The sequence below is a fragment of the Caldicoprobacter faecalis genome, from assembly GCF_900115765.1.
Taxonomy (GTDB): Bacteria; Bacillota; Clostridia; order Caldicoprobacterales; family Caldicoprobacteraceae; genus Caldicoprobacter; species Caldicoprobacter oshimai.
The window spans coordinates 15,208-39,660 of the sequence record NZ_FOXR01000004.1 but is presented as its reverse complement, the minus strand read 5'-3'; the positions used below and the strand labels follow the sequence as shown (position 1 = coordinate 39,660).

Below are 24,453 nucleotides of genomic sequence, written 5' to 3'. Positions count from 1 at the left end.
GTGGGGTGAGGTTGTGGTGAAGAAGACATTAAATATATTTAGCATTAATAGGTGGTATTATAGGCTAAGCCTATCTCAAAAAAAGGCTGTATGGGGTATAGTTTTTCTGTTACCTTGGTTATTGGGATTTCTGTTGTTTTTTCTTAAGCCACTAATAGAATCTATTTATTATAGTTTTAATAAAGTTAAAGTTATAGAGGGGGGAGTACAAACAGAGTTTATTGGATGGGAGAATTACATTAGAGCCTTTAAAATTGATCCCATTTTTAACAGGTTAGTTATAACTATGGTGATTTCAGCATTACCACAAGTATTGGTAATTATCATTTTCTCAATAATAGCAGCTATTTTGATAAATGGAAAGTATCCAGGACGGAGCTTGGCTCGCACTATATTTTTCATACCTATAATAATGGGTACGGAAATTGCCAGTACGACTTTGGTAGGTACTGATCTTGTAAGTCAAGAACTTGTAGGGGGTAGGGGTATAGAAGCTTTCAGTTCTAGAATTATTCTGGATGTTTTGATTCATACAGGGCTCCCTACTGAAATTGTTGGATTTGTTTCTGGTGCTTTAAACAATATATTTTTTGTGCTAGCCAATTCAGGTGTGCCTACGCTTATTTTTCTTGCGGGATTGCAGACTATTTCACCTTCATTATATGAGGTAGCAAAAATTGAAGGGGCATCAGCTCATGAGACTTTTTGGAAAGTTACTTTGCCGATGTTATCGCCTATGATATTGGTGAGCACTGTTTATAGCATTATAGATAGGTTTTTTAAACATGCTACTATGATAGATGGAATAAGATATGGAATGATTGACAGGATATACGATATAGCTTTTAGACAAGCTAATTATGGTCTTGGTGCTGCTATGGCTACCGTGTATATGTTGGTAACAGTGTTTATTGTATTAATAGTTTCATTATTAATTTCAAAGGTGGTGTTTTACTATGATTAATAGTCTAGCTAGTATAATCAATAATATAACCAACACATCAAAACGTAATGTTATAGTTATACAAAAGTTTAAGACAAGAAGAAAAATAACGTATTCTTATCTAAAGAAAAAAACAAATAGCGTTTTGGTAATGACTTTTAAATATGCGCTTATTATATGTTTATCGTATATGATTTTGTATCCTCTTTTACGTATGATTTCAACTACATTCACCCATCCATATGATTATGGTTCTTTGGGGTCTATATGGATTCCAGCGTCGCCAACTTTTGATAATATAAAAATAGCGGCCATTATAATGGATTATCCTAAGTCGGTTTTATATACTGCTGGTTCAACGTTGAGTATAATGCTGTTACAGGTTTTGAGCGCCGCTCTGGCAGGATACTCATTTGCAAGGTTAAAATTTAAAGGAAGTGGGTTGCTATTTGCTTTAGCCATTTTTACAATTATTGTACCTCCAGCTTCAGTTATGTTGCCACAATATGTGTTTTTCAGAAATTTTGATATTTTGGGAATATTTGAGCGAATGACTGGTGAGAAATTGAATTTATTGGGTAAACCTACATCTATGTTGATACTAGCGGCAATGGGGCAGGGTTTAAATGGAGGGTTGTTTATATATATTTTCCGTCAATTTTTTAAGGGTTTGCCAAAAGAATTGGAGGAAGCAGCATATGTAGATGGTGCCGGTTTCTTACGTATATTCTTTGGAATAGTTATGCCTTTATCTAAACCCAGTATATTGACTGTAGGTGTATTGAGTTTTGTATGGAACTGGAATGATACCTATTTCCCACAATTATTTAATCCATCAAGTAACTACCTAAGAGTCAGGTTAGGGATGCTGAGTGCGCCTAGCGGTGGTACAAGTAATGTACAGCTTGCTATCGGTAATGCTATTTCTAAAATACCATCCGATGTAGTTAGGCTTTCTTCGGCTTCCTATGATTCACTGATTTTGACCGTATGCTCACTATTGGTTATTTTACCATTAATTGTATTCTTTATAATCATCCAAAAGCATTTCATTGAAGGCATTGAAAGATCCGGTATTGTTGGATAAAGCATACTAAAGAATAAATGGAGGGATGAAAATGGCCACAATTCCAAAACCTAAAATAGAATTTAATCCACCAGTATACATTTGCAAGCGCGCCGATAAGCCGTTCGAACTGGATGGGAGACTGGATAAGCCTTTTTGGGAAAATGCGGAATATACTGATTGGTTTGTGGATATAGAAGGCGATATTCGCCCTAAACCGCGCTTTCAAACAAGAGTTAAAATGTTGTGGGATGATGATAATCTGTATATCGGCGCAGAATTGTATGGACCGGAAATCTGGGCCACTTTAACAGAGCGGGATAGTGTCATTTTTATGGATAATGATTTTGAAGTTTTTATCGATCCGGATGGGGATACTCACGAATACTACGAATTGGAGATAAATGCCTTGAATACCGTATGGGATTTGCTTCTCACAAAACCATATTTAAATCATGGGACGCCCGTAAATGCCTTTGATATTCAAGGCTTAAGAACTGCCGTTTATATTGATGGGGAACTAAATAATCCTTCTGCTGATAATAAGATGTGGTCGGTGGAAATTGTAATGCCTTTTTCGGTACTTAATCAATGCGCAAAGGGAAATATTCCAGATGAAGGGGTTTATTGGAGAATGAATTTTTCACGAGTACAGTGGTTAGTAGACATTGTTGACAATCAGTATGTAAAACGCATAAATCCACAAACGGGTAAACCATTTCCGGAAGACAATTGGGTGTGGGCACCTACGGGAATTGTTAACATTCATTACCCAGAACTATGGGGTTTTGTGTTCTTTACTTATTCGAACAAACGTTATACTATTCCTGAAGATGAAAAAATTAAATGGCAAATGCGTAAGATCTATTACAATCTTTACGAATATTATGATATTCATGGTAAATTTACCGATGATGTGGTCTTGTTGTCCGAAGGTACAGGTAATACTATAATGCCTAAAGTTGAAGTTACTTCTAATAGTTTTGAAATTTCTTGTTTAAATCATGATCAAACGAAAGAGATTATATTGTTTTCTGATGGCCGTTTCCAACAAAAAAAATTAAAGTAAACTGAAGGGGTGGGGAATAAATATGTTTACGCAAAAAACAATTGAAAAGATAGAAAAAGATTTTAAACGTGTGGAGCCTTATGTTGAGAAATTTAAGAATATTTTTGATAGCGCCGACGAGCGAGAACGGATATGTTTGAAGTATTATTATGCATATATGCCAGTGAGCGATTTGGCAACGTATGATGCTTCGCTTTTTTTAAAAATAATTAGACATACCCTAAAAGTATATGATATGAACATATTTGGAGTGGATATACCAGAAGATATTTTTCTTAATTATGTTTTGCACTACCGTGTTAATAATGAAAATATTGAATACAATAGAGAGATATTTTTCAACGAACTTTATGAGCGTATAAAAGGTAAAAGCATGTATCAAGCTGCTCTAGAGGTAAATTACTGGTGTTTGGAAAAAGCTACATATACTCCTACGAATCCTCGTACCGTTTCGCCCTTAACGCTTATCAAGAATGCAAAGGGACGGTGTGGTGAAGAATCTACGTTTACTGTAACCGCACTAAGGAGTGTGGGTATACCGGCGCGTCAGATTTATACTCCTAGATGGGCACATTGTGATAGTAATCATGCATGGGTAGAAGTGTATATCGATGGAAGATGGAGGTTTCTTGGAGCTTGTGAACCAGAACCTGCGCTGGATCGAGGTTGGTTTAAAGTTCCAGCAACCAGGGCTATGCTTATAGATACTCGCGTGTTTTCTGATATAGTTTATGAAGATGAGGAAATTATACATAGGAATGGGATTTTTACCGAGTTAAATTTGACTAGCAATTACGCTAAGACCAAAAAATTGACTATTAAGGTTTTAAATACCGGTGGCAGAAAGGTAAAGGTGCGATTTGAGGTTCCCAATTATTGCGAACTCAGCCCTATTGCCGTACTGGAAACAGATGAAAATGGAATAGTTTCTATTACAACTGGTCTTGGTGACTTACACGTTCATGTTACCGATGGAGAGAAATTTATGACGTGTAAGGTGGATGTACGTAAGCAGGAAGTTGTAATTTTAGATTTTGCAAATGCTGTACTAAAAGAAACCAGCAACACTACGATAAAGCTTGTACCGCCAGTTGCTACCGTTGAGGACGAGGATACAATTCAGGATCCTGTTCATGAAGCCAGGATTCAGCATTGTAATAAAGTGCGCGCAGCTTTTGAAAATACGTTTATTACTGAGGAAAAAGGGAGGGAACTGGCTAAAAAATATCCTGGCTTTCATGATGATGTTGCTCGCATTCTTGTGGAATCCAAGGGTAACCATGAAGAAATTAAGGCTTTTTTAGATAGCGATAATGGAATACCCTTTAAGTATAAGGTATTGCTGTTGAAATCTATAGCTTCAAAGGACTTAACTGACAGTACTTGTGAGATGCTTAACGATCATTTATTATATGCGTATCCGTTTAGAGATTGTTTTTATGAAGATATTTTTGTAAAATATGTTTTAAATCCAAGGATTTATCTAGAAATGCTTTCACCTTATAGAGGATTTATTAATAACTTCTTTGATGATAATACCAAGAAAGAATTTGTAGAGAACCCTAGGAAAATATATGATTATATCAACGAAATAATTGAAGATGCAACTGAGATGGATTACAGAACATTAATCGCTTCGCCGCAGGGGACTCTTCAGTTAAAACGAGCTTCAAAAATTTCGAAAAAGGTACTGTTTGTGGCTATTTGCCGTAGTTTAGGTATACCTGCTCGTTTCAATCCCAACGATCAAGAACTTGAGTATTATCAAGATGGTAAATTTATTCGTGTTGTTCCTTATGAACCCAAAGAAATGGTGAAATTAACGCTGAACTGTGAAGAAAAATTACAGTATTTCAGGAACTTTACAATTGCTCGCTTAGTCAATGGATGGTACCAAACCTTGAACTTCCGAGGGCATGATAGCACTACATTTGAGCTTGAAGAGGGTTGCTACCGCATTTTAACCGGTCAAAGGCTCGATGATGGCACTATGCTATTTAATGCTTATTTTGTAGAGTTGGTAAAAGGTAATGATTTAACGCTTGATGTCTCTATTCCTAAAGAAGAGAAAATTATGGAACCTGTGGTTATTTCAGATTATACTTTTGTGACCGATGAGGGTAATATTACTTTGTCAGATGTTTTGCCAAAAGATTACAATATTGTAGCGTATGTAGAGCCTTCTAAAGAACCGACAGAGCATTTATTTAGGGAATTAATGGAAGAAGCAGACATTATTAAGAATAAGGATATAGGAATAGTTTTAATTAGTGCTAATACAAACGAGAGTGTGGAAAAACTTATATCCCTATTTCCAGAACTTATACTAATTAAAACAAATGATAAGGATTTTGCAGAAATGCTTCTTGTTCAATTGGGCCATAAAAAAGGGAATTATCCTGTACAAGCACTTGTTCAAAAGACGAGTGAGGGTATATTGAATGCATTGTGTTATTTTAGCGGTTATCATGTGGGGTCTGTCAGTTTGATGTTAAAAAATGCGTGATTTGTATACTTTTCTTATTTTCTTGACAAGTGGGTTGAAATTGATATATTTAATTACGATAAAAAGATATGTAAATAACATATTAATACATAAATATAGAGAACAAATCTTAGTTTTAAAGTAGGTGAAGCAAAGATTATGTCTAAAAAAAGCAATAAAAAAACGCTGTATTCCCAAGTTGCAGAATATCTTAGAAATGAGATTTTGCAGAATAAATTACAACCAGGGGATAAGCTTCCTACTGAATTAGAGCTCTCAAAAATGTTTGGAGTAAGTAGAATTACATCGAAAAGAGCATTGGATGAACTGGCAAAAGAAAATTTGATATATCGTAAGAAAGGGCAAGGCAGTTTTGTCTTGCCTCTCCGAGAGAGAAAAGTTGAAGAGAATGTACCTAAAATTATAGCAATAGTTCTTCCAACAGATGGTACAGCTGGTCGAAGGATAGAAATATATCAGAGGTGCCATGGATTATCTGGATGGTAAAGGGTATTATTTGAGTGTTCATACTACGCATGATGATCCGGCTAAAGAAAGAGAATACTTAATCCAATTGCCACTAAATGGTATAAAAGGTATAATTTTATATCCTTCTATGAGAGCGAATTTTGATGTTTTAAGTACTTTGTGTATAAAGCAATATCCGATTGTGCTTATTGATCAGAGATTTCAATCATTACCATTAAGTTCGGTAGTTTCGGATAATTGTGATGGAGCTTATCAAGCGGTATCTCATTTGATTGAACTGGGGCATAGACGTATAGCGTATATAGCGCTTGTCCAGCTTGAAGATGTAAGCAGTGTGAGAGAGAGATTCTTAGGTTACTGTAAAGCTTTAAAAGATCACGGAATACCTATTGATCACGATATTATTCGTGTTCCTTTGTCAAAGTATACTCAAGGGGAGACAAAGAACAGATTGAAGAATGTACTTTATGATTTGCTTAAAAAAGGTATTACAGCTATTTTTGCTGAGCATGATTATCTTGCAATATTAATTGCAAAAGAGCTCAGTAATATGGGGGTTCGTATTCCAGAAGATGTTTCATTGGTGGGATTTGATAATATTGAAATGCTGGAACACTTGGAATTTCAATTGACTACTATTGATCAAGATTTTTATCAAATAGGTAAGATAGCGGCTCAAATAGTTTTAGAAGCTATAGAAAATGGTGCTTATAAACCTAAAGAAGTTGTTGTACCAGTTAAATTAATAAAAAGGGATACTACTGCTCCTAGAAAAGAAATTTCAGAAATTGTTGCGAATTATAATAAAAAGTAATGAGGAGAGGGAAGATTTATGGAAAAAGCAGTTTTACAGAAGGAAAGAAAATATGTTTTAGCGGCCTATCTTGTGGATAAAGAAGTAGATGCTATTATGCAGGAGGATATCTTTAAATTGACGCATATTAACTATGCTTTTGCTGTAATTAGGGATGGTAAAGTTGTAGGGGACCATTTAAAAAATATTGATAAATTGAATCAATTTAAAAAGATTAATCCTAAATTGAATACAGTGATTTCTATTGGTGGGTGGGGAGCTGGTGGTTTTTCAGAGGCAGCTTCTACACCTGAAACCCGTTCAATTTTTGTTGATACTGCTATAGAGTTTATGAAAGCTCACAATTTTGATGGAATAGATATAGATTGGGAATATCCTTGTTCTTCAGTGGCAGGTATTGCATCGAGTCCGAATGATAAGTATAATTTTACGCTTATGCTGAGGGAACTGAGAGAGAAGCTGGATAAATTGGGGCAAATAGATAATAAGCACTATCTTTTGACTATTGCAGCTGGGGCGGGACAATATTTTATAGACGGTACTGAAATGCATATAGTTCAGCAATATCTTGATTACGTTAATTTAATGACTTATGATATGCGAGGTAGCTTTCAGGATATAACAGGACATCATACTAATTTGTTTGCTTCAGCAGATAATCCTGATGGGATAAGCTGTGATAAAGCTGTTGGTATGTTTGAAAAAGCTGGTGTACCTGTAGAAAAAATTGTACTTGGTGCGGCTTTTTACGGAAGAATGTGGAAAGGTGTTAAGAATGCAAATTGCGGTTTAAATCAAAAAGCTGAAACTACAGGCAGATATACGTTGTCGTATACTGATTTAGTGCAAAATTATGTTAATAAAAATGGATTTATAAGGTATTGGGATGATAGTGCGAAGGCACCCTATCTTTTCAATGGAGATGTTTTTATAAGCTATGATGACGAGGAATCACTAAGACATAAAGCCCATTATGTAAAGGAAAAAGGGTTAGCTGGTATAATGTTTTGGGAATACTCGCTTGATAAAACTCATACCCTTGTAGATACTCTTTATAAAGAATTGCAATAAATTACTAAAATAATATGCCTATAATATGTCAAGGGGGTAATTTAAGTGAACCCAAAGTTTGAAGAGCAAAAGCATTCCGAGGAAGTTGAATCTGGAGTACATAATTACAGCCGTGAACAAGAATGGGTAAAGCCAGAGGATCCATTATTGCTTGAACGGCTTGAGTGGTTTCAGGATCAAAAATTAGGGCTTATGATACACTGGGGGCCTTATTCACAACTAGGAATAGTAGAATCTTGGGCACTCAGCGATGCAGATGCTCATTGGTCTCGCAGAGGTATTGATTGGGAAAAGGATGGCGAAGAGTTTAAACGGCAATATTTTAACTTATACAAAACGTTTAATCCTATTCGATTTCAACCTGAAGTTTGGGCAGATTTAGCCGCAGAGGCTGGATTTAAATACCTTATTTTCACTACTAAACATCATGATGGGTTTTGCATGTGGGATACTCATGTTACGGATTATAAAATTACCAGTCCTGAGTGTCCATTTCATACTCATAAATATGCCGATGTATGTAAAAACCTTTTCAATGCTTTTCGTAGCAGGGGATTAGCTATTGCTGCCTATTTTTCGAAAGCTGATTGGCACACTCCCTATTATTGGGCCCCTGGAATGGCACGAGGTCGTCATATGTGGCGAGGTCCTTCTTATGACCCTAAAGAATATCCTTGGTTGTGGGAACAATTTATTAAGTTTACTCATGCTCAAATCATGGAACTCATATCTCGCTATGGACAAATTGATATACTTTGGCTGGATGCTGGATGGGTGTGCGCTAGAAATGGGCAAGATATACGTTTAGGAGAGATAGTTGAGAAGGCTCGTAGATTACAGCCATGGCTTATTGTGGTTGATCGTACTGTAGGTGGCCCGTACGAAAACTATCTTACGCCTGAACAAACGATTCCTCCTAAGCCCATGAATGTTCCATGGGAAAGCTGTATTACAATGGGAACATCCTTTTCCTTTAGTTATGAGGATGATTACAAATCTACTCGGCAAATTATACATATTCTTATTGAAATAATATCAAAGGGAGGCAATTTAGCTTTAAATGTTGGGCCGCAGCCTGATGGACGATTGCCGCGAGGCGCTATTTCTAGAATGAAAGAGATGGGAGAATGGCTTAAAATCTATGGTGAAGCAGTATATGGAACTAGGATGTGCCCGCCATACATCCAGGGAAAGTTTGCATTTACAAAGAAAAATGATACCGTATATAGCTTTTATCTTTATGATGAAGATGAAATCATAAAGGATGAGCTGGTAATTCCTTATACGGATAAAAAGATAACTTATGTAGAATTAATGGGTACACAAGGTAGCAGGGTTGATTTTAAGCAAACAGAAAATGGAGTGTATATAAAACTACCAGAGTGGGCAAAAAAAGGTAAAACACCTATAGCTCATGTGTTTAAAATGAAATTGTAATTATGCATCAACCTTATAACTGTGTTTTTTAACTGTAACTTATGTAATTGTACGACAATTTATAATGATTTGTGCTAGGATAATTGAATATTGAGGGAGGAGCTGATGAAACGCATGCCAAAAGATAATTTGCCTAAGCCAACAAAAAATCAATTGGCATGGCAAGACATGGAGATGGGGATGTTTATTCACTTTGGCTTGAATACTTTTAATGACCGGGAATGGGGTGATGGTACCGATAGTCCAAGTACATTTAACCCCACTGAGTTGGATGCCAGACAGTGGATATGTATAGCCAAACAAGCGGGTTTTAAATATGTTGTGCTCACTGCCAAGCATCACGATGGTTTTTGTTTATGGCCTACAGAGACTACCGATTATTCGGTAAAATCCAGTCCGTGGAAGAACGGCAAGGGAGATGTGGTAGGAGAGTGTGCCCAAGCCTGCCGAGAAGAGGGTATTGGGTTTGGCGTGTATCTGTCGCCCTGGGATAGGCATGAACCCACTTACAATAATAAGGAATTATACGACGATTTTTACTGTAGGCAGCTGACAGAGCTTTTGACATGGTATGGACCATTGGTCGAGATATGGTTTGATGGCGCAGGTTCAGAGGGCAGGGAATATGATTGGGAAAGGATTATGGCTTTGGTAGATAAATACCAACCTGACGCCATGGTATTCAACATGGGGAGGCCTACCATAAGATGGGTAGGGAATGAGGATGGGGTTGCTCCTTATCCATGCTGGAATACCGTACGGTCGGCTAGATACAGCATGTTTACCAACGACAGCGTCAAATGGTTGCCCGGTACTCCGGAGTGGCTTCCGGCAGAGTGTGATGTGCCAATCCGTAAGGGTCAGTGGTTTTGGCATCCAAACAGCGAGCACAATCTTCGTTCACTGGATGAGCTTATGGATATATATTACCGTTCTGTTGGCCATGGCGCTACACTGTTGCTCAATGTGGCTCCCGATAACAGGGGTCTTATACCTGAGGCCGATGCTAAAAGAGTACTGGAGTTTGGAAATGAGATACGACGGCGCTTTCAAAATCCAATAGCCAAAACAGCCGGTGAAGGCTATGAAATACACATCAATATCGGACACCCAACTTGCATAAATCACGCCATAATAATGGAGGATATAGCCCATGGGGAGAGAGTATTGAAGTACAGGTTGGAGGCAAAGCAAGGGAATGGTTGGGTAACTATTGTAGAAGGCAGCGCTATTGGACACAAAAAAATAGACAGGTTTGCTGATGTATGTACTGACCATGTAAAATTGACCGTATTGGAGGCCGCTGCCCACCCGATTATAAGGGAGTTCTCCATATATTGCGTTAAATAAACTAAAAATTTTGTTTATTGCAAATAATCTTTTTATTTGAGGGGAATGAACTATGGGAAAATTAACCGTTGGAAATGATCAATTCTTATATGACGGTAAACCCATACGTATACTATCGGGGGCTATTCATTACTTTAGAGTGGTCCCGCAATACTGGGAAGATAGGCTTAGAAAGCTTAAAGCTTGCGGGTTTAATACCGTGGAGACTTACATACCATGGAATCTGCATGAGCCAAAACCTGGAAAATTCTGTTTTGAGGGCGGTTTGGATATAACAAGGTTTATTAAGACGGCTCAGGACTTGGGCTTGTTTGTGATAGTTCGGCCAGGGCCATACATTTGCGCTGAGTGGGAGTTCGGTGGTCTGCCGGCTTGGCTTTTAAAGGACCCTTCAATGCAGCTGAGGTGTAGCTATAAGCCGTATTTGGATGCGGTGGATAGATATTTTGATAAGCTTATGGAAAAGCTGGTGCCCTTACAATCTACAAAAGGTGGCCCCATCATTGCCATGCAGATAGAAAATGAGTATGGCAGCTATGGGAATGACCGTGAGTATTTGAAGCATTTGGAAAGGGGACTAAGAAGCAGGGGAGTGGATGTCCTGTTGTTTACTTCCGATGGGGCCTGTGACAGCATGTTGCAGGGCGGCACTCTTCCTCATGTATTTAAGACGGTGAATTTCGGGTCAAGGCCTAGGGAGCAGTTCAATAAGCTCAGGGAATTTCAGCCTGATGGGCCTCTGATGTGTACCGAATATTGGAACGGATGGTTTGATCACTGGGGAGAGCAGCACCATACCAGGGATAGCGAGGATGTGGCAAGGGTGCTGGACGAGATGCTGGCTATGGGAGCGTCAGTCAACTTTTATATGTTCCATGGGGGCACTAACTTCGGCTTTATGAATGGCGCTAACTGTATGGAAGAATATCAGCCGACTGTGACCAGCTATGATTACGATGCGCCTCTTACTGAGTGGGGTGATCCAACTCCAAAATATTATGCAATACGAGACGTGATAAAAAAATATGTGGATGTCCCGGACATTCCAATTGAAGTTATGCCTAAAAAGGCTTATGGTAGTGTAAAGCTGGATGAACACGTAAAGCTCTTCGATTCGCTGGATGATATAGGGAGGAGGTTTGAAAGCCCGGTTCCCCTTCCGATGGAAGCGTTGGATCAAAGTTACGGCTTTATATTGTATCGTACGTTTATAGCCGGGCCGAGGGATGAGGCGCCTCTTATAATTGAAGATCTGCACGACAGGGCACTCGTATTTATAAATGGTGAATTCACAGGAGTTATGTATAGAAACGATAAGCAGCCGACCATAAATATAAAGGTGCCCAGGGAAGGCATTTCTCTGGATATACTGGTTGAAAATATGGGGCGTGTTAATTACGGGCCGTATTTAGCTGACAAAAAAGGAATCACCAAAGGAGTGAGGATAGGGCAACAGTACATATATAACTGGACTATATATACTTTGGAAATGGATAATCTCGAGGGCTTGAAATTTGTGAAGGGGACATCATGTGAATGCCCCTGCTTTTTCAAAGGAGAATTTGAGGTGAATGAGCCCTGCGATACTTTTTTAAAGCTTTCTGGTTGGACGAAATGCGTATGCTATATAAACGGATTTAACCTCGGTAGGTATTGGAAAATAGGGCCTCAACAAACGTTGTATGTTCCAGGACCTTTGCTCAAGAAAGGAAAAAATGAGTTAATAGTATTCGAACTTGAAGGGATGCAAGAACCGGTTGTTGAATTTACTGATAAACCTTCTTTGTAGAAAGTGACTGGTGAACTGCGCTGGGAAAGCCGCTTTACCGTCTTTTGAGGTCAACCTCACTCATATGCTTTTTATGGTAACTTTGTAGCTAAACAAAGTCAGGTAAAAAAGCAGTTTACCAACTTAGGAGGCCAGATACTGGCCTAGAGCAGGTCGTTACAGAATTACCGAACATATGTTGAAAAGCAGCCAGTGGAACTTTAAGGCCCCTTTCATGCGAAAGGGGCCTTTTGGCGTGATAAAAATAGCTTATACTTGTAATAATTTTTAATAATTGGATTTATGGCTACCAATGATATATAATCAAACTTGAATGCTGTTGTTGGTTATGAAATGTAATATTTTGCTTATTAGAGAACTGACGGTACATTGGTTTAGCATAAAAATCGGTGAAGTGGAGGTATGCAGATGAGGACGGTAGGCACACAGGCAAGGGGCATACGCTTGCCCATAATAAACAAAGGCGATGACCTGGTGGAAATCGTCGCCAAAGCGGTTGTGGAGTCCAGCCGGGCTGAAGGATACCAATTGAACGATAGGGATATAGTGGGAGTTACAGAGTCGGTAGTGGCTAGGGCTCAGGGGAATTATGCCACCATTGATCAGATCGCAGAAGACGTGGCAGCAAAATATCCTGATGGTGAAGTGGGAGTGGTGTTTCCGATATTGAGCCGTAACAGGTTTTCGATGCTGCTCCTGGGCATCGCCAGAGGGGTTAAGAAGGTTTACCTTCAGCTGAGCTATCCTTCCGACGAGGTGGGCAACCCCATCCTCACATGGGATGAACTGGACGAGAAAGGGATTAACCCATACACCGATACGTTAACTGAAGAGGAGTTCTATAAATATTTTGGGCACGGGGCAATTCATCCGTTCACCGGCATAGACTATATAAAATACTACAAGGAGCTGGTGGAAGGGATTACCATAATATTTTCAAATGACCCGAGGGCGATATTGAGGTACACGCCGCAAGTGCTGGCCGCCGATATTCACACCCGTTTTAGAACCAAGCGCCTGCTGAAACAGGCGGGAGCCAGCACGGTCTATGGGTTGGACGATATTTTGACCCGGCCGGTTAACGGCAGCGGTTACCATCCGCAGTACGGCTTGCTGGGCTCGAACAAGGCTTCAGAAACCACCGTCAAGCTTTTCCCCAGGGATGGCGAAGAGTTTGTGAATCGACTGCAGGCGCGGCTTAAAGAGCTGACTGGCAAGCACATGGAAGTAATGATATATGGCGATGGAGCCTTTAAGGACCCAGTGAGCGGCATATGGGAGCTGGCAGATCCCGTGGTGTCACCCGCATACACAAAAGGGCTGGAGGGTACACCTAACGAGGTTAAGCTGAAATATCTGGCCGATAATATGGATACTAAGGAAAACATCGAGGAAAAGATAAGAGAAATTATAAGGTCCAAGGATAAAAACCTTGTGGGGCGCATGATATCCCAGGGTACCACTCCTCGCCGTTTGACCGACCTTTTAGGAAGCCTTTGTGATCTGGTGAGCGGAAGCGGCGATAAGGGCACGCCTGTGGTGCTTATTCAGGGATACTTCGATAATTATGCTTCTAATGTTGAATGATTGGTTTGAATCGTGATTGACAGCTTGCCGAGAGGTTGGTATATTATTGTCAGGGTCTCATAGATAAACCCACCTCCTCCAAGTGTGGGGAGGGTCATTGTAATAAATAGTGGCTGGAGATGTGTGAGAGCCATATTAGTCAGGCTGCATGCAGCTTGATTAATATGGCTTTTTTCGTTTGAGGGGAGGGGAAGAAACCAAATGTTTGATGTAGCCATTATCGGTGCGGGGGTTGTAGGCTGCAGCATAGCCAGGGAGCTTGCCAGGTACAAGCTGGATGTATGCGTTTTGGAAGCAAAGTCTGATGTGGCCATGGGGAGCTCGGGTGCCAACAGCGGCATCGTGCATGCGGGCTATGACTGCAAGCCGGGGACGTTGATGGCGCGTCTCAACGTCGCGGGCAATTTCCTGTATGAGGACATAGCCCGGGAATTGGACGTCCCTTTCAAGCGAAACGGTTCGCTGGTTTTGGCATTTACCGATGACGACATGTCAACTCTTAAGCGCTTGATGGAGCAGGGCATAAAGAACGGCGTAAACGGACTCAAGATTCTACCTGCTGAAGAAGTGCTAAAGATGGAGCCCAACTTAAATCCCTCCATCAAAGCGGCGCTGTGGGCTCCCACGGGAGGCATTACATCCCCCTTTGAAGTCACCATCGCCATGGCAGAGAATGCCGCCGACAATGGCGTGCAGTTTTATCTCAACCATGCTGTTTTATCCATTCAAAGGCACAGCGACGGCAAATTCCACATTGAAACCTCAGGCGGAACCTTTATCGCTCGGTATGTGATAAACGCAGCCGGCATAAACAGCGACTTGATAAGCCAGATGGTAGGCGATGATTCATTCCGCATACACCCGCGCAAGGGAGAATACTGCCTGTATGACAAAAAGTGGGGGAGCTTGGTCACCAGCACCATATTCCAGCCGCCGTCGGGGCTTGGCAAAGGCGTACTGGTTACCCCTACCGTGGACGGCAACCTGCTCATAGGGCCAAACGCCGTAGATATACACCAGAGGGATGACGTATACACCACTTCCGATGGGTTGAACTTTGTGTATCAAAAAGCGCTGGAGTCGGTGCCTTTCCTGCCAAGAAACGACGTTATAACCGAGTTTGCGGGATTGAGGGCCATAGCCGATGGGGAGGACTTTATAATCCGTCCTTCCCGCAGGGCGGAGGAGTTCATTCAGGTAGCGGGGATTTGTTCACCAGGGCTTTCGGCTGCTCCGGCAATAGGCAGGTATGTGGCAAGCATTTTAAACGGCGTTATGCAAAGAAACGGCCATAGGCTGGAGCCTAAGAGGGATTTCAACCCCTATCGCAAGGGTATAAGCCGTTTTAGCGATGCCGACTGGCATACCCGGGAGGAGCTCATAAAGAAGGACCAAAGGTTTGGCCGCATAATATGCAGGTGTGAGATGGTGACCGAGGGAGAGATAGTGCAGGCTCTTCACAGGAATCCGCCGGCGCTTACGCTAGACGCGGTAAAGCGGAGGACCAGAGCAGGTATGGGGCGCTGTCAGGGAGGATTTTGTACGCCGCGCATTATGGAGATAATGGAGAGGGAGCTGGGCATCCCCATGGAGCAGATAACCAAAAAAGGGGATGGCTCCAGGATTGTGCTGGGGAAGATCAAAGACTTTTGGGGGGAGGATGCAGGATGTTGAGCATGAAAGCCGATGTGGTGGTCATAGGAGGGGGACCGGCCGGACTGGCAGCGGCTTTGTCCTGTCACAGATACGGCATACGGGACATCATCATACTCGAGAGGGATTCACACCTGGGAGGGATACTCCAGCAGTGTATCCATAATGGGTTCGGGCTCCACTGGTTTGGCGAGGAGCTTACCGGCCCTGAATACGCCCAGAGGTTTATCGACCAGGTTGAAAAGGCGCAAATCCCTTATCTCCTGGACACCATGGTGGTGGACATTGATGAGGACAAGAGGGTCTATGCCGTAAACCCCAAGCATGGGCCGATAGAGATACAGGCCAGAGCGGTTATACTGGCGATGGGATGCAGGGAAAGGACCAGGGGGGCTCTCATGATTCCGGGAGGGCGACCGGCAGGGGTGTATACGGCAGGCATGGCCCAAAGGCTCATCAACATAGAGGGATATATGCCAGGCCGAGAGGTTGTCATACTCGGGTCGGGGGATATAGGCCTCATAATGGCCAGGAGACTTACTTGGGAAGGCGCCAACGTCAAGATGGTATGCGAGATCATGCCCTATTCCACCGGGCTTATCAGGAACATAAGGCAGTGCCTGGAGGATTACGGTATTCCCATAAGATTCAAGCACACCGTCATCAAAATTCATGGCAGGGAAAGGCTTGAGGGGGTGACCGTCGCCCAGGTGGACGATGCGCGGCGGCCCATTCCAGGCACCGAGGAATACGTACCCTGCGATACCCTTCTCTTATCGGTGGGCCTGATACCCGAGAACGAGCTCAGCCAGAAAGCCAACGTACAGCTTGACCCTGTAACGGGAGGACCTGTTGTGGATGAGTACAGGCAGACCAGCGTGCCGGGGATCTTTGCCTGTGGCAACGTGCTTCACGTTCACGACCTGGTGGATTATGTAAGCGAAGAGGCTGAGATTGCTGGATATGGCGTGTGGCGGTATTTGAACGGCCTGGCCTCTCAATACGGCCAGCATGTGGATAGGCGGGTTAAAATAGAGACAGGATACGGCATACGCTACGTTGTTCCCCAGAGGATTTTGGGAGAGGAGGACGTAGAGCTGTTTTTCAGGTCCGATAATATATACAATGACGGCGTGGTAGAATTGACCGACGGGCAGAGGCTGTTGGCTTCTAAAAAGTTTTTGCGCATCGTTCCGGGGCAGATGGAGCGGTTTAAAATAAAAAAACAGGCCTTATCTGGCATAAAGCCTGGTGGCAGGCTGCTGATCAGATGGAGAAACCTCGCGTGAAGGGGGTAAAGCGCGCATGGAGCTGATATGCATACTGTGTCCCCGGGGCTGCAGAATGAATGTTGAACCCGGCGGAGACGGCCAGTGGGAGGTCAAGGGCAACGGATGCAGCCGCGGCAAAGGCTACGCCGTTCAGGAGATGACGTGTCCCTTGCGCACCCTTACCACCTCGGTGTGGGTGGAAGGAGGAACCCACAGGCTGGTATCGGCAAAGACCGACAGGAGTATTCCAAGGGATAAGATAATGGAGGCTTTAAAGCAGACAAAAGGGTTGAAGGTCAAGGCTCCCGTAAACATAGGCGATGTGCTTGTTGAGAATATAGCAGGTACAGGTGCCAATTTAGTTGCCACTCGAAAGGTGGATAAAGTGGTACTGGCATGATTCACACGATAGCCGTTTGAATGGTATAATAAGAGTAGTAGATACCCGGGGCTTTTTCAGGAGGGAGCAGTATGATCTTCATCGGAATATTCGGTATACAGGACAAACAAAGGGTTATAAGGGAATACCCCAATGTCATATGCAAGTGTGGTAGCCTCTCGAGGGGCGAACTGATTGAGGAGTACACCTATTTTCACTTTTTCTTTATCCCGATATTTAAGTGGAACAAAAGGTACTACATGAGGTTCAGGTGCTGCAACAGGATTTTTAGGGTGCCGCCCGACTACGTAAACGAGTTGAAGGACAGCACTGATGTGGATGTAAACAGACTTGAAGAGGTGCAGACCTATTTTGGCAATCAGTGTTCAAACTGTGGTGCGGTACTCCATCGTTCTTTTGCATATTGCCCCTATTGCGGCCAAAAAATACATTAAAAAGGGATCGCACTGAATTAATTGATTTTTTATTAGATGAATATACGCCCAAAAGATGCATTAAAAAGGGAATCGCGCTTGCGATTCCCCCATCAAAAAATTTACCGTTCTCCTCCCAGGAAGAATATCGCTAATGTGCCAGGGCCTGAATGTGACCCTATCACAGGGCCTATTTGATTTATGATTATGTCCTTAACCGAGAATTTGGAACGTATCAGCCCCGCCACGTATTCGGCATCTTCAGATGAGTCGCCGTGGCTTATGGCCACCACCTGCTGTTCTGGATTGACGATGTGCTCTTCCATCTTTTCCACCAGCGTACGGAGGGATTTCTTGCGCCCCTTTACTTTAAGCCTGGGGACAAGACGTCCCTCTCTGTCTACATTGAGCACGGGTTTAATATCCAGTATGTTGCCTATAAATGCGGCCGTCCCCGAAAGCCTTCCGCCTCTCTTGAGATATACCAGATCTTCCACTGTAAACCAGTGATGCATTTTCAACTTGTTTTGTTCAACCCAGTTTATAATTTCTTCCTTGGAAGCGCCCCGTTCAAGCATGTCTATGGCGTAGTATACCAAAAGCCCTTCGCCTAGTGATGCGCACTTGGTGTCGATGACAGTTATGTCGGCCCGGGGGTATTCTTCCAGTATCATGTCGCGGGCTATGAGGGCATTATTGTAGCTGCCGCTCAAAGCGGAGGAAAAGCAGAGGTATATTACCGACTTCCCTTCAGAGACGTATTTTTTGAACATGTCCGCGTAGGTTTGAGCGTTTACCTGGGAAGTGGTGGGAGCCTCTCCATCCCTCATGGCGTTGTAGAAATATCTGTACGACACCGTTTGACCCAGGTCATCGGCGTATTCAGCGCCTTTGAAGTTGTATGTAAAATGTATGAGAGGAATGTTGTGCTGCTTAACGTATTCAAAGGGGAGGTCGCTGCACGTATCGGCAATGATAACGGTTTGCATGAGCCTCTTACCCCCTGTCCTTATATTTTATTATTAGATGGTATTAACAACGAGGCTAACGTAGCATGCTTTTATTACAGATTTTGCCTGCTATTTTACTATACCATACAATGCTTTCTTTGTACAGTGGTACGGCCGTTTTTATTTTTAAATCAGGTCTTTGCGCTTTGTGTTTCATATTTCATCAAATGTTTTTTATGATAAAACACCGATGCGGAGGCTTAAGCCTCCGCAAATGGCATTAGAAATTGAAGGTACTTAAAAGGTCATCAAAGGTGTCTCTTCTCCTTATCAGCACGTCGTTGCCGTTTTTGTCTATCAAAACTTCGGCCGGCCTTAAGCGGTTGTTGTAGTTGGACGCCATGGAGTAGCCATATGCCCCGGCATCCATAATGCCCAATATGTTGCCTTCCTTGATTTTGGGAAGGAGCCTACTCTTGGCAATTATATCGCCGCTCTCGCAGATGTTGCCTACAACCGTGGTGTTCTGGCGTTCATTCAATTTAACGGGCTGGCCGTTTTCATCATACACCTCCACATCATGGTGGGAGTTGTACATGGCGGGACGGATGAGTACGTTAAATCCCAGGTCGGTCCCAACGTAGGTGGTATTGTAACCCTGCTTTACAGCGTATACTGTGCCAAGCAGCACGCCGCATTCGGCGACGATGTACCTGCCCGGCTCTATCTGGAAGGTGGGGTAAATGCCGCGCTTTGCTGTCCAGCTGCCTATTATTTCGTCAAGCTGCTCTCCCAGGGCCTTAAGGTCAAGGCGCTTTTCTCCTTCCTGCTTGCGATAGGGGATGCCAAAGCCGCCTCCAAAGTCTATAAACTCCAGCTCGTCAAAGTTTTCGGCGATGGAGAGGAGGGTTTTTGCGGCCTCAACGTACGGCGTTGGCTCCATAAACAATGAGCCTATATGCTGATTTATGCCCACCAGCTTCAGGTTATGCTCCTTCAATATGCGCTTTACCTGGGGGATGAGATCAGGATATATCCCGAATTTTGTGTTGTTGCCGGCTGTCACCACCTTTTCACTGTGGCCGGCGCCTATTCCGGGGTTTATGCGAATGGCCACCTTGCCGCCTGGGTTGAGGGCCCCGTACTGCTTGAGCTGCGATATCGAATCAACGCTTATGGTGACCCCCCTTTCTATGGCAAACTCCATCTCCTGGGGGGATACGTTGTTGCTGATATAGAAGATCTCTTGTGGCTTGAACCCCGCTTTCTGGAGGAAGAATATCTCACCGGGGGATATGGCATCAGCATGCAGCCCTTCCTCATGGATTATCTTAAGCAGGTGTATGTTGGAATTGGCCTTTGTCGAATAGCATACCCGGAACTTGGGATAAGAGACCAACTTTACCATTTCCCTGCAGCGTTCTCTCAGTATGTTTTCGTTGTATACGTAAAGCGGGCTTCCGTATTTTTCAAGAAGCCGCTTGGGATTGGTGTTTCCATAAAAACGGGTGTTTTCAGTGTAATAGCTCTCCATGTTTTTCCCTCCATATGCAAGTTGGAAAAAGTCGATTTGCATTTTTAATGATAACACTATAGCAAAAGATTCGACGGTTTGTCAACGTGCTTGTGTGTATGATGGAAATAAATTATAATTATTTTAAAGCGGATAAAGGGTAGTGGAACCAATAAAAGGACCAAATAATGAGGGGTGGAATCAGTTGAAGGCTGGTTACATGGAGATATTTGAGGACATAAAAAAAGGAAAGATCGACAGGCTGTATTTGTTTTACGGCCAGGAAGGGTATGTGAAGGAACAGGCGCTTTCACAGCTTTCACAGGCGCTGGTAGCTCCGGGGCTTAAGGACTTGAATTATCAGGTGCTGGATGGCGAGGCTGCCAGCACCGACGATATCATCAATGCCTGTGAGACCCTGCCGTTTATGTCGGATAGAAGGCTGGTAGTGGTAAAGGATCTGCCTGCCCTGCTGCAGGGAGGGCGCAGCAATATTGACGAGGACAGGCTCAAGAGCTATTTGCCCAGGATACCCTCCTCCACCTGCCTGGTTTTTTATTGCACCGAGGAGGTCAACAAGCGAAAGGGCCTATTCACCGCCATAGATAAGGCGGGTAAGGTAATCGAGTTTGAGCTGCTGAAGCCCGCGGAGATAGCGACATGGATAAGAAGCACGCTTAAGCGCCACGGGAAGCAGATGGAGCCGTCTGCCCTGAAGTATTACGTGAGTATTGCCGGTAACAGCCTGGAGGATATATACAACGACCTTCAAAAGCTGATGGTGTATATAGGCGATAGGGATGTGATAACCCGCGCTGACATCGATAAAGTGGTGACGCCTGCTGTGGAATACACCGTATTCCAGCTGGTAGAGGCCATAGGCATGAAAAAAACCGACCAGGCCCTCGTTCTGCTTCATCAGCTGTTGGCCGAGGGCCAAAACATATTCGCATTGCTGGCGCTGATTGCCAGGCAGGTGCGCATAATATTTCAATGCAAGGGCCTTGCTGAAAAAGGGCTTTCGGCAGGAGAGATAGCGCAGAAACTGGGGCTTCACCCTTATGCCGTCAAAAAGGGGCTGGAGCAGAGCCGTTATTTCAGCATGGAACAGCTAAAGAGGGGGCTCAGGGAGTGCTTGAAGGTTGATTACGGCATAAAGAGCGGAAGAATACAGCAGCGTCTGGGGATTGAAATGCTCATCATAAACATGTGCAAAAAATGAGCCAACCCTGCTTGCTGAGGCGATGGCTCAATCGTCATATTACAAAATTGCCGCCACAGTATCCCTCTTTTTGGCCGGGGATAAATGGCGGTTTTTGTGTTTTTGGCATTATACAATTCGGTTAAAGATCGAGTGGTTGCGTCGTTTATGGAAGGGATACTATATATCCCCCACAAATTTAAAGGGTGAGTTCATGCCTTCAAGGGTGTACGGAAGTAGAGGATATTACTGTGCTGCTTGCTGCTGTGCCAATGCACGATTTAGACGGATAGCCAGTCTGGACTTTTTACGGTTGGCGGTATTTCTGTGAATAACGCCCTTTGAAACGGCCATATCGATCCTTTTGACCACTTGCGGGAACAGTGCTTTTGCACCGTCGATATCGCCGGCTTCCAGAGCCTTTTCAAATTTCTTGATCATGGTTTTGACGTTGGAGCGTATCATCTTGTTTCTTAGGGTACGCTTTTTTATGATCCTTATCCTTTTAAGGGCCGACTTGGTATTTGCCACCTATTTCACCTCCTTTACCAGTTCAACGGTAATTATTCTACCATGAGTAAAGCGCCAATGCAAGAATTAAGTTGGCACTAATTCTCTGTTAGCGTAAGCTGTGTGTAGCAGGGTATGTTTTGATTTTAGGGGTTCAGGTATAAAATCCAATCCTGATGATAAATTATAAGAAGTGAAAGAGAAGTGCTTGTTCTTTTTAGGTGACGGCTTGCTTGAAACTTTTCAAGACAGCTCTTTGCTTGAGAGTTTATAATTTTGAAAGGATGGTGGACAAATGGGAAACATACGTACCGATTTGGCGCTGGAAGCACGGGAGCTTTATCAGCAACAGAACAGAGGCCATATACCGGGGGTCAAGGTTGATGAGGAAGAGGTGGAAGGGGTAAAGATTTCACGGGTGCACATCATATCTCCTTTGGGCGAGGAAAGCCTGGGCAAACCCCAAGGAAACTATATAACTTTAGAAGCCCCCGATATAAAGAACAGGGACCCCGAGTTTCAGGAAACGCTCAGTAAACTCCTGGCACAGGAGATAGGCAAACTGGTAAGCCTTAATAAGAAAAGTGTGACTTTGGTAGTGGGCCTTGGAAACTGGAACATAACTCCCGATTCGCTGGGACCCAAGGTGGTCGACAGGTTGCTGGTTACCCGGCACATTCTTGAGTATATGCCTGACCAGGTGGATGACAGGCTGCGGCCGGTGTGCGCTGTAGCTCCCGGCGTACTGGGTATAACCGGCATTGAAACTGGGGAAATAATAAAGGGCATTGTGGAGAAGATAAGGCCCGACCTGGTAATCGCCATAGATGCTCTGGCTTCGCGCAGGACCGACAGGATTGGAGTGACAATACAGATCGCCGACACCGGTATAAGCCCTGGCTCGGGTATAGGCAACAAGCGGATGGGGCTTAACAAGGAGACGCTGGGCGTTCCCACCATCGCAATTGGCGTACCCACCGTCGTTTATGCATATACCATAGGGCGCGATTCCCTGCAGATGCTGATAGACCAGTTTGCCGATCAGACCAGTCCGGGCAGTCAGTTTTATCAGATGCTCAAGCAAATGGACGAAGCCCAGCTGGATGCTTTGGTGCATCAGGTGGTAACGCAGGAGCTGGGGGATTTGGTGGTGACTCCCAAGGAGATAGACCTGCTGATAGGCTATGTGGCCGATGTGCTGGCCGATGGGCTCAACCTGGCCCTGCACGAAAATATGACCATAGAAGATATAAAGCATTTTATAAATTAAGATTGATGAAATGTGGCATATATGTTTTTGACGGCGAATATTTATATAAAGTATAAAAAGGTGAAAGAGGGATATGGGGGATGGTACATATCCGGGTTATTAGAGCGAGAACTATTGCGTATTATGTCTTGGTGGCAGTGATCATAGGGTTAATAGCCTTTTTCGCCTATCAGCTAATAGCCAGGGTATGCAAGGGCAGCTTCTTTGCTCTGTTAAGCGATGGAAGCCCTGCGGGAGAGGGGCGTCAGCTGTATCTGAAGGTGCTCAATAAATTGAATGACCCACGAAACATCCTGGCGTATCAGATGCCGTTTTTGAGCGGCATCTCGGCCGAAAAGGAAGCTGCTAAAGAAACTGCTGTTGAAGCCAGCGTGTCCCGTGGAGAGCCCACACAGCGCCAAACTGAACAAAATATCGATGCGCCAGAGGTCTTTTTAAAGCATGATCCGGATATGTCCGAGGAGATAAAGATAGAGATATCCAAGATAAAGGATGATCTGGGGACCATTACCCTGACCGGGGAAGGGCCCCAGATACTCATATACCATACCCATTCTCGGGAAGCGTACAGGCCGGATCCCCAAAATCCTTATGGAGAGGTGGAGGCTTTCCGTAGCAATGACCTGAACTATACTGTGGTACGGGTAGGGGAAGAGCTGGCAAAGCATCTACAGGCTAAAGGGATTCCAGTGCTTCATGACCGTACCGAACACGAACAGGGTGACCATTCCACCGCCTATCAAAGGTCGCTGGAGACCATAAAGAAGCGAATGGCGGAATACAAGTCGTTACAAATATTTATAGACTTGCACAGGAATGCATATCAGCCGGGTGCAAAAAGCCCCGACGATGAGGTGGTGGTCATAGACGGCCAAAGGGTTGCCAAGCTTTTTGTGGTCATCGGCACTGGCGAAGGGTATATTGGCGGCTTTTCTGAGAAGCCCAACTGGAAGGAAAATTATAAGTTTGCCCTGCGGCTTACAAACAAATTGAATGAACTGTATCCCGGCATAGCAAAGCCCGTCTATGTCAAGCCTTCAAGATACAACCAGCATGTATCCACAAAGGCAATACTCATTGAGGTGGGCAGCAATTTGACCACGCTGGAGGAGGCCAAGCGGACCACCAAATATCTGGCCGAGGCTTTGAGCCAGATCATAGAATGATTGTAT

The 24,453-nt window shown here is 43.4% G+C and carries 21 protein-coding genes; 18 read left to right on the top strand and 3 right to left on the bottom strand.

The genetic code is table 11. The annotated features are described in order from the left end of the window. The first annotated feature begins 16 nt into the window (after positions 1-16). The 15 genes from BM241_RS02575 (at position 17) to BM241_RS02505 (ending at position 17,858) form a co-directional block, all read left to right on the top strand. The gene (locus BM241_RS02575; protein WP_143094038.1) at positions 17-964 is read left to right on the top strand and encodes a carbohydrate ABC transporter permease; all 948 of its coding nucleotides are present in this window, start codon (positions 17-19) and stop codon (positions 962-964) included. Then, entirely contained in the window at positions 957-2,030 is a 1,074-nt protein-coding gene (locus tag BM241_RS02570) for a carbohydrate ABC transporter permease (protein ID WP_025747145.1), read from the top strand. Before BM241_RS02575 ends, BM241_RS02570 begins: the two co-directional genes overlap by 8 nt. Before the next feature lie 31 nt (positions 2,031-2,061). Beyond that, entirely contained in the window at positions 2,062-3,078 is a 1,017-nt protein-coding gene (locus BM241_RS02565; RefSeq protein ID WP_242948233.1) for a carbohydrate-binding family 9-like protein, read from the top strand. 22 nt (positions 3,079-3,100) lie between these two features. Further along, positions 3,101-5,584, top strand: a complete 2,484-nt coding sequence (locus tag BM241_RS02560; protein ID WP_025747143.1) for a transglutaminase-like domain-containing protein — start codon at positions 3,101-3,103, stop codon at positions 5,582-5,584. Between the two features lie 138 nt (positions 5,585-5,722). Then, on the top strand, positions 5,723-6,070 hold the full coding sequence (locus BM241_RS02555; RefSeq protein WP_092281972.1) for a GntR family transcriptional regulator: 348 nt from the start codon (positions 5,723-5,725) through the stop codon (positions 6,068-6,070). Next, on the top strand, positions 6,051-6,866 hold the full coding sequence (locus BM241_RS02550) for a substrate-binding domain-containing protein (protein ID WP_092281971.1): 816 nt from the start codon (positions 6,051-6,053) through the stop codon (positions 6,864-6,866). The genes BM241_RS02555 and BM241_RS02550 overlap by 20 nt, the downstream gene beginning before the upstream one ends. Before the next feature lie 18 nt (positions 6,867-6,884). Then, positions 6,885-7,937: a glycoside hydrolase family 18 protein gene (locus BM241_RS02545; protein WP_092281970.1), complete on the top strand. Its 1,053-nt coding sequence runs from the start codon at positions 6,885-6,887 to the stop codon at positions 7,935-7,937. A gap of 45 nt (positions 7,938-7,982) precedes the next feature. Further along, positions 7,983-9,374, top strand: a complete 1,392-nt coding sequence (locus BM241_RS02540; protein ID WP_092281969.1) for an alpha-L-fucosidase — start codon at positions 7,983-7,985, stop codon at positions 9,372-9,374. Positions 9,375-9,488: 114 nt separating this feature from the next. After that, a complete protein-coding gene (locus BM241_RS02535) occupies positions 9,489-10,724 on the top strand; it encodes an alpha-L-fucosidase (protein ID WP_092282011.1) in 1,236 nt (411 codons plus the stop codon). A 52-nt stretch (positions 10,725-10,776) separates the two neighbouring features. Beyond that, entirely contained in the window at positions 10,777-12,513 is a 1,737-nt protein-coding gene (locus BM241_RS02530) for a glycoside hydrolase family 35 protein (protein ID WP_092281968.1), read from the top strand. Positions 12,514-12,921: 408 nt separating this feature from the next. Further along, on the top strand, positions 12,922-14,100 hold the full coding sequence (locus tag BM241_RS02525; RefSeq protein ID WP_092281967.1) for a coenzyme F420-0:L-glutamate ligase: 1,179 nt from the start codon (positions 12,922-12,924) through the stop codon (positions 14,098-14,100). Positions 14,101-14,301: 201 nt separating this feature from the next. Beyond that, positions 14,302-15,774, top strand: coding sequence for an NAD(P)/FAD-dependent oxidoreductase (locus tag BM241_RS02520; RefSeq protein ID WP_092281966.1), 1,473 nt, complete (start codon positions 14,302-14,304; stop codon positions 15,772-15,774). A 2-nt stretch (positions 15,775-15,776) separates the two neighbouring features. After that, the gene (locus BM241_RS02515) at positions 15,777-17,042 is read left to right on the top strand and encodes an FAD-dependent oxidoreductase (RefSeq protein ID WP_092282010.1); all 1,266 of its coding nucleotides are present in this window, start codon (positions 15,777-15,779) and stop codon (positions 17,040-17,042) included. Between the two features lie 16 nt (positions 17,043-17,058). Further along, a complete protein-coding gene (locus BM241_RS02510) occupies positions 17,059-17,424 on the top strand; it encodes a DUF1667 domain-containing protein (protein WP_025747134.1) in 366 nt (121 codons plus the stop codon). A 71-nt stretch (positions 17,425-17,495) separates the two neighbouring features. After that, positions 17,496-17,858 (top strand): zinc ribbon domain-containing protein, encoded by a 363-nt coding sequence (locus BM241_RS02505; protein ID WP_025747133.1) that lies wholly within the window; start codon positions 17,496-17,498, stop codon positions 17,856-17,858. A gap of 101 nt (positions 17,859-17,959) precedes the next feature. On the opposite strand, the gene BM241_RS02500 is transcribed toward BM241_RS02505, so the two are convergent. Both BM241_RS02500 and lysA read right to left on the bottom strand, forming a co-directional pair. Then, on the bottom strand, positions 17,960-18,826 hold the full coding sequence (locus tag BM241_RS02500) for a DegV family protein (RefSeq protein ID WP_092281965.1): 867 nt from the start codon (positions 18,824-18,826) through the stop codon (positions 17,960-17,962). 241 nt (positions 18,827-19,067) lie between these two features. Then, the gene (gene lysA, locus BM241_RS02495; RefSeq protein WP_092281964.1) at positions 19,068-20,321 is read right to left on the bottom strand and encodes a diaminopimelate decarboxylase; all 1,254 of its coding nucleotides are present in this window, start codon (positions 20,319-20,321) and stop codon (positions 19,068-19,070) included. A gap of 184 nt (positions 20,322-20,505) precedes the next feature. Here lysA and holA point away from each other — a divergent pair, with 184 nt between their 5' ends. After that, complete coding sequence (gene holA / locus BM241_RS02490) at positions 20,506-21,522, top strand: DNA polymerase III subunit delta (protein ID WP_025747130.1); 1,017 nt, start codon at positions 20,506-20,508, stop codon at positions 21,520-21,522. Positions 21,523-21,747: 225 nt separating this feature from the next. On the opposite strand, the gene rpsT is transcribed toward holA, so the two are convergent. Continuing rightward, positions 21,748-22,032, bottom strand: coding sequence for a 30S ribosomal protein S20 (gene rpsT / locus BM241_RS02485; RefSeq protein WP_025747129.1), 285 nt, complete (start codon positions 22,030-22,032; stop codon positions 21,748-21,750). 274 nt (positions 22,033-22,306) lie between these two features. Here rpsT and gpr point away from each other — a divergent pair, with 274 nt between their 5' ends. Both gpr and spoIIP read left to right on the top strand, forming a co-directional pair. Continuing rightward, positions 22,307-23,281: a GPR endopeptidase gene (gpr, locus tag BM241_RS02480; RefSeq protein ID WP_092281963.1), complete on the top strand. Its 975-nt coding sequence runs from the start codon at positions 22,307-22,309 to the stop codon at positions 23,279-23,281. Positions 23,282-23,361: 80 nt separating this feature from the next. Next, the gene (gene spoIIP / locus BM241_RS02475; protein ID WP_025747127.1) at positions 23,362-24,447 is read left to right on the top strand and encodes a stage II sporulation protein P; all 1,086 of its coding nucleotides are present in this window, start codon (positions 23,362-23,364) and stop codon (positions 24,445-24,447) included. The last annotated feature ends 6 nt before the right edge of the window (positions 24,448-24,453 follow it).

What these genes read in the sequence shown, in the direction of transcription:
- BM241_RS02570 (WP_025747145.1), top strand. Translation starts at nt 957, where the DNA reads ATGATTAATAGTCTAGCTAGTATAATCAATAATATAACCAACACATCA.
- BM241_RS02565 (WP_242948233.1), top strand. Translation starts at nt 2,062, where the DNA reads ATGGCCACAATTCCAAAACCTAAAATAGAATTTAATCCACCAGTATAC.
- BM241_RS02560 (WP_025747143.1), top strand. Translation starts at nt 3,101, where the DNA reads ATGTTTACGCAAAAAACAATTGAAAAGATAGAAAAAGATTTTAAACGT.
- BM241_RS02555 (WP_092281972.1), top strand. Translation starts at nt 5,723, where the DNA reads ATGTCTAAAAAAAGCAATAAAAAAACGCTGTATTCCCAAGTTGCAGAA.
- BM241_RS02550 (WP_092281971.1), top strand. Translation starts at nt 6,051, where the DNA reads ATGGATTATCTGGATGGTAAAGGGTATTATTTGAGTGTTCATACTACG.
- BM241_RS02545 (WP_092281970.1), top strand. Translation starts at nt 6,885, where the DNA reads ATGGAAAAAGCAGTTTTACAGAAGGAAAGAAAATATGTTTTAGCGGCC.
- BM241_RS02535 (WP_092282011.1), top strand. Translation starts at nt 9,489, where the DNA reads ATGCCAAAAGATAATTTGCCTAAGCCAACAAAAAATCAATTGGCATGG.
- BM241_RS02530 (WP_092281968.1), top strand. Translation starts at nt 10,777, where the DNA reads ATGGGAAAATTAACCGTTGGAAATGATCAATTCTTATATGACGGTAAA.
- BM241_RS02525 (WP_092281967.1), top strand. Translation starts at nt 12,922, where the DNA reads ATGAGGACGGTAGGCACACAGGCAAGGGGCATACGCTTGCCCATAATA.
- BM241_RS02520 (WP_092281966.1), top strand. Translation starts at nt 14,302, where the DNA reads ATGTTTGATGTAGCCATTATCGGTGCGGGGGTTGTAGGCTGCAGCATA.
- BM241_RS02515 (WP_092282010.1), top strand. Translation starts at nt 15,777, where the DNA reads ATGAAAGCCGATGTGGTGGTCATAGGAGGGGGACCGGCCGGACTGGCA.
- BM241_RS02510 (WP_025747134.1), top strand. Translation starts at nt 17,059, where the DNA reads ATGGAGCTGATATGCATACTGTGTCCCCGGGGCTGCAGAATGAATGTT.
- BM241_RS02505 (WP_025747133.1), top strand. Translation starts at nt 17,496, where the DNA reads ATGATCTTCATCGGAATATTCGGTATACAGGACAAACAAAGGGTTATA.
- BM241_RS02500 (WP_092281965.1), bottom strand. Translation starts at nt 18,826, where the DNA reads ATGCAAACCGTTATCATTGCCGATACGTGCAGCGACCTCCCCTTTGAA.
- lysA (WP_092281964.1), bottom strand. Translation starts at nt 20,321, where the DNA reads ATGGAGAGCTATTACACTGAAAACACCCGTTTTTATGGAAACACCAAT.
- gpr (WP_092281963.1), top strand. Translation starts at nt 22,307, where the DNA reads ATGGGAAACATACGTACCGATTTGGCGCTGGAAGCACGGGAGCTTTAT.
- spoIIP (WP_025747127.1), top strand. Translation starts at nt 23,362, where the DNA reads ATGGTACATATCCGGGTTATTAGAGCGAGAACTATTGCGTATTATGTC.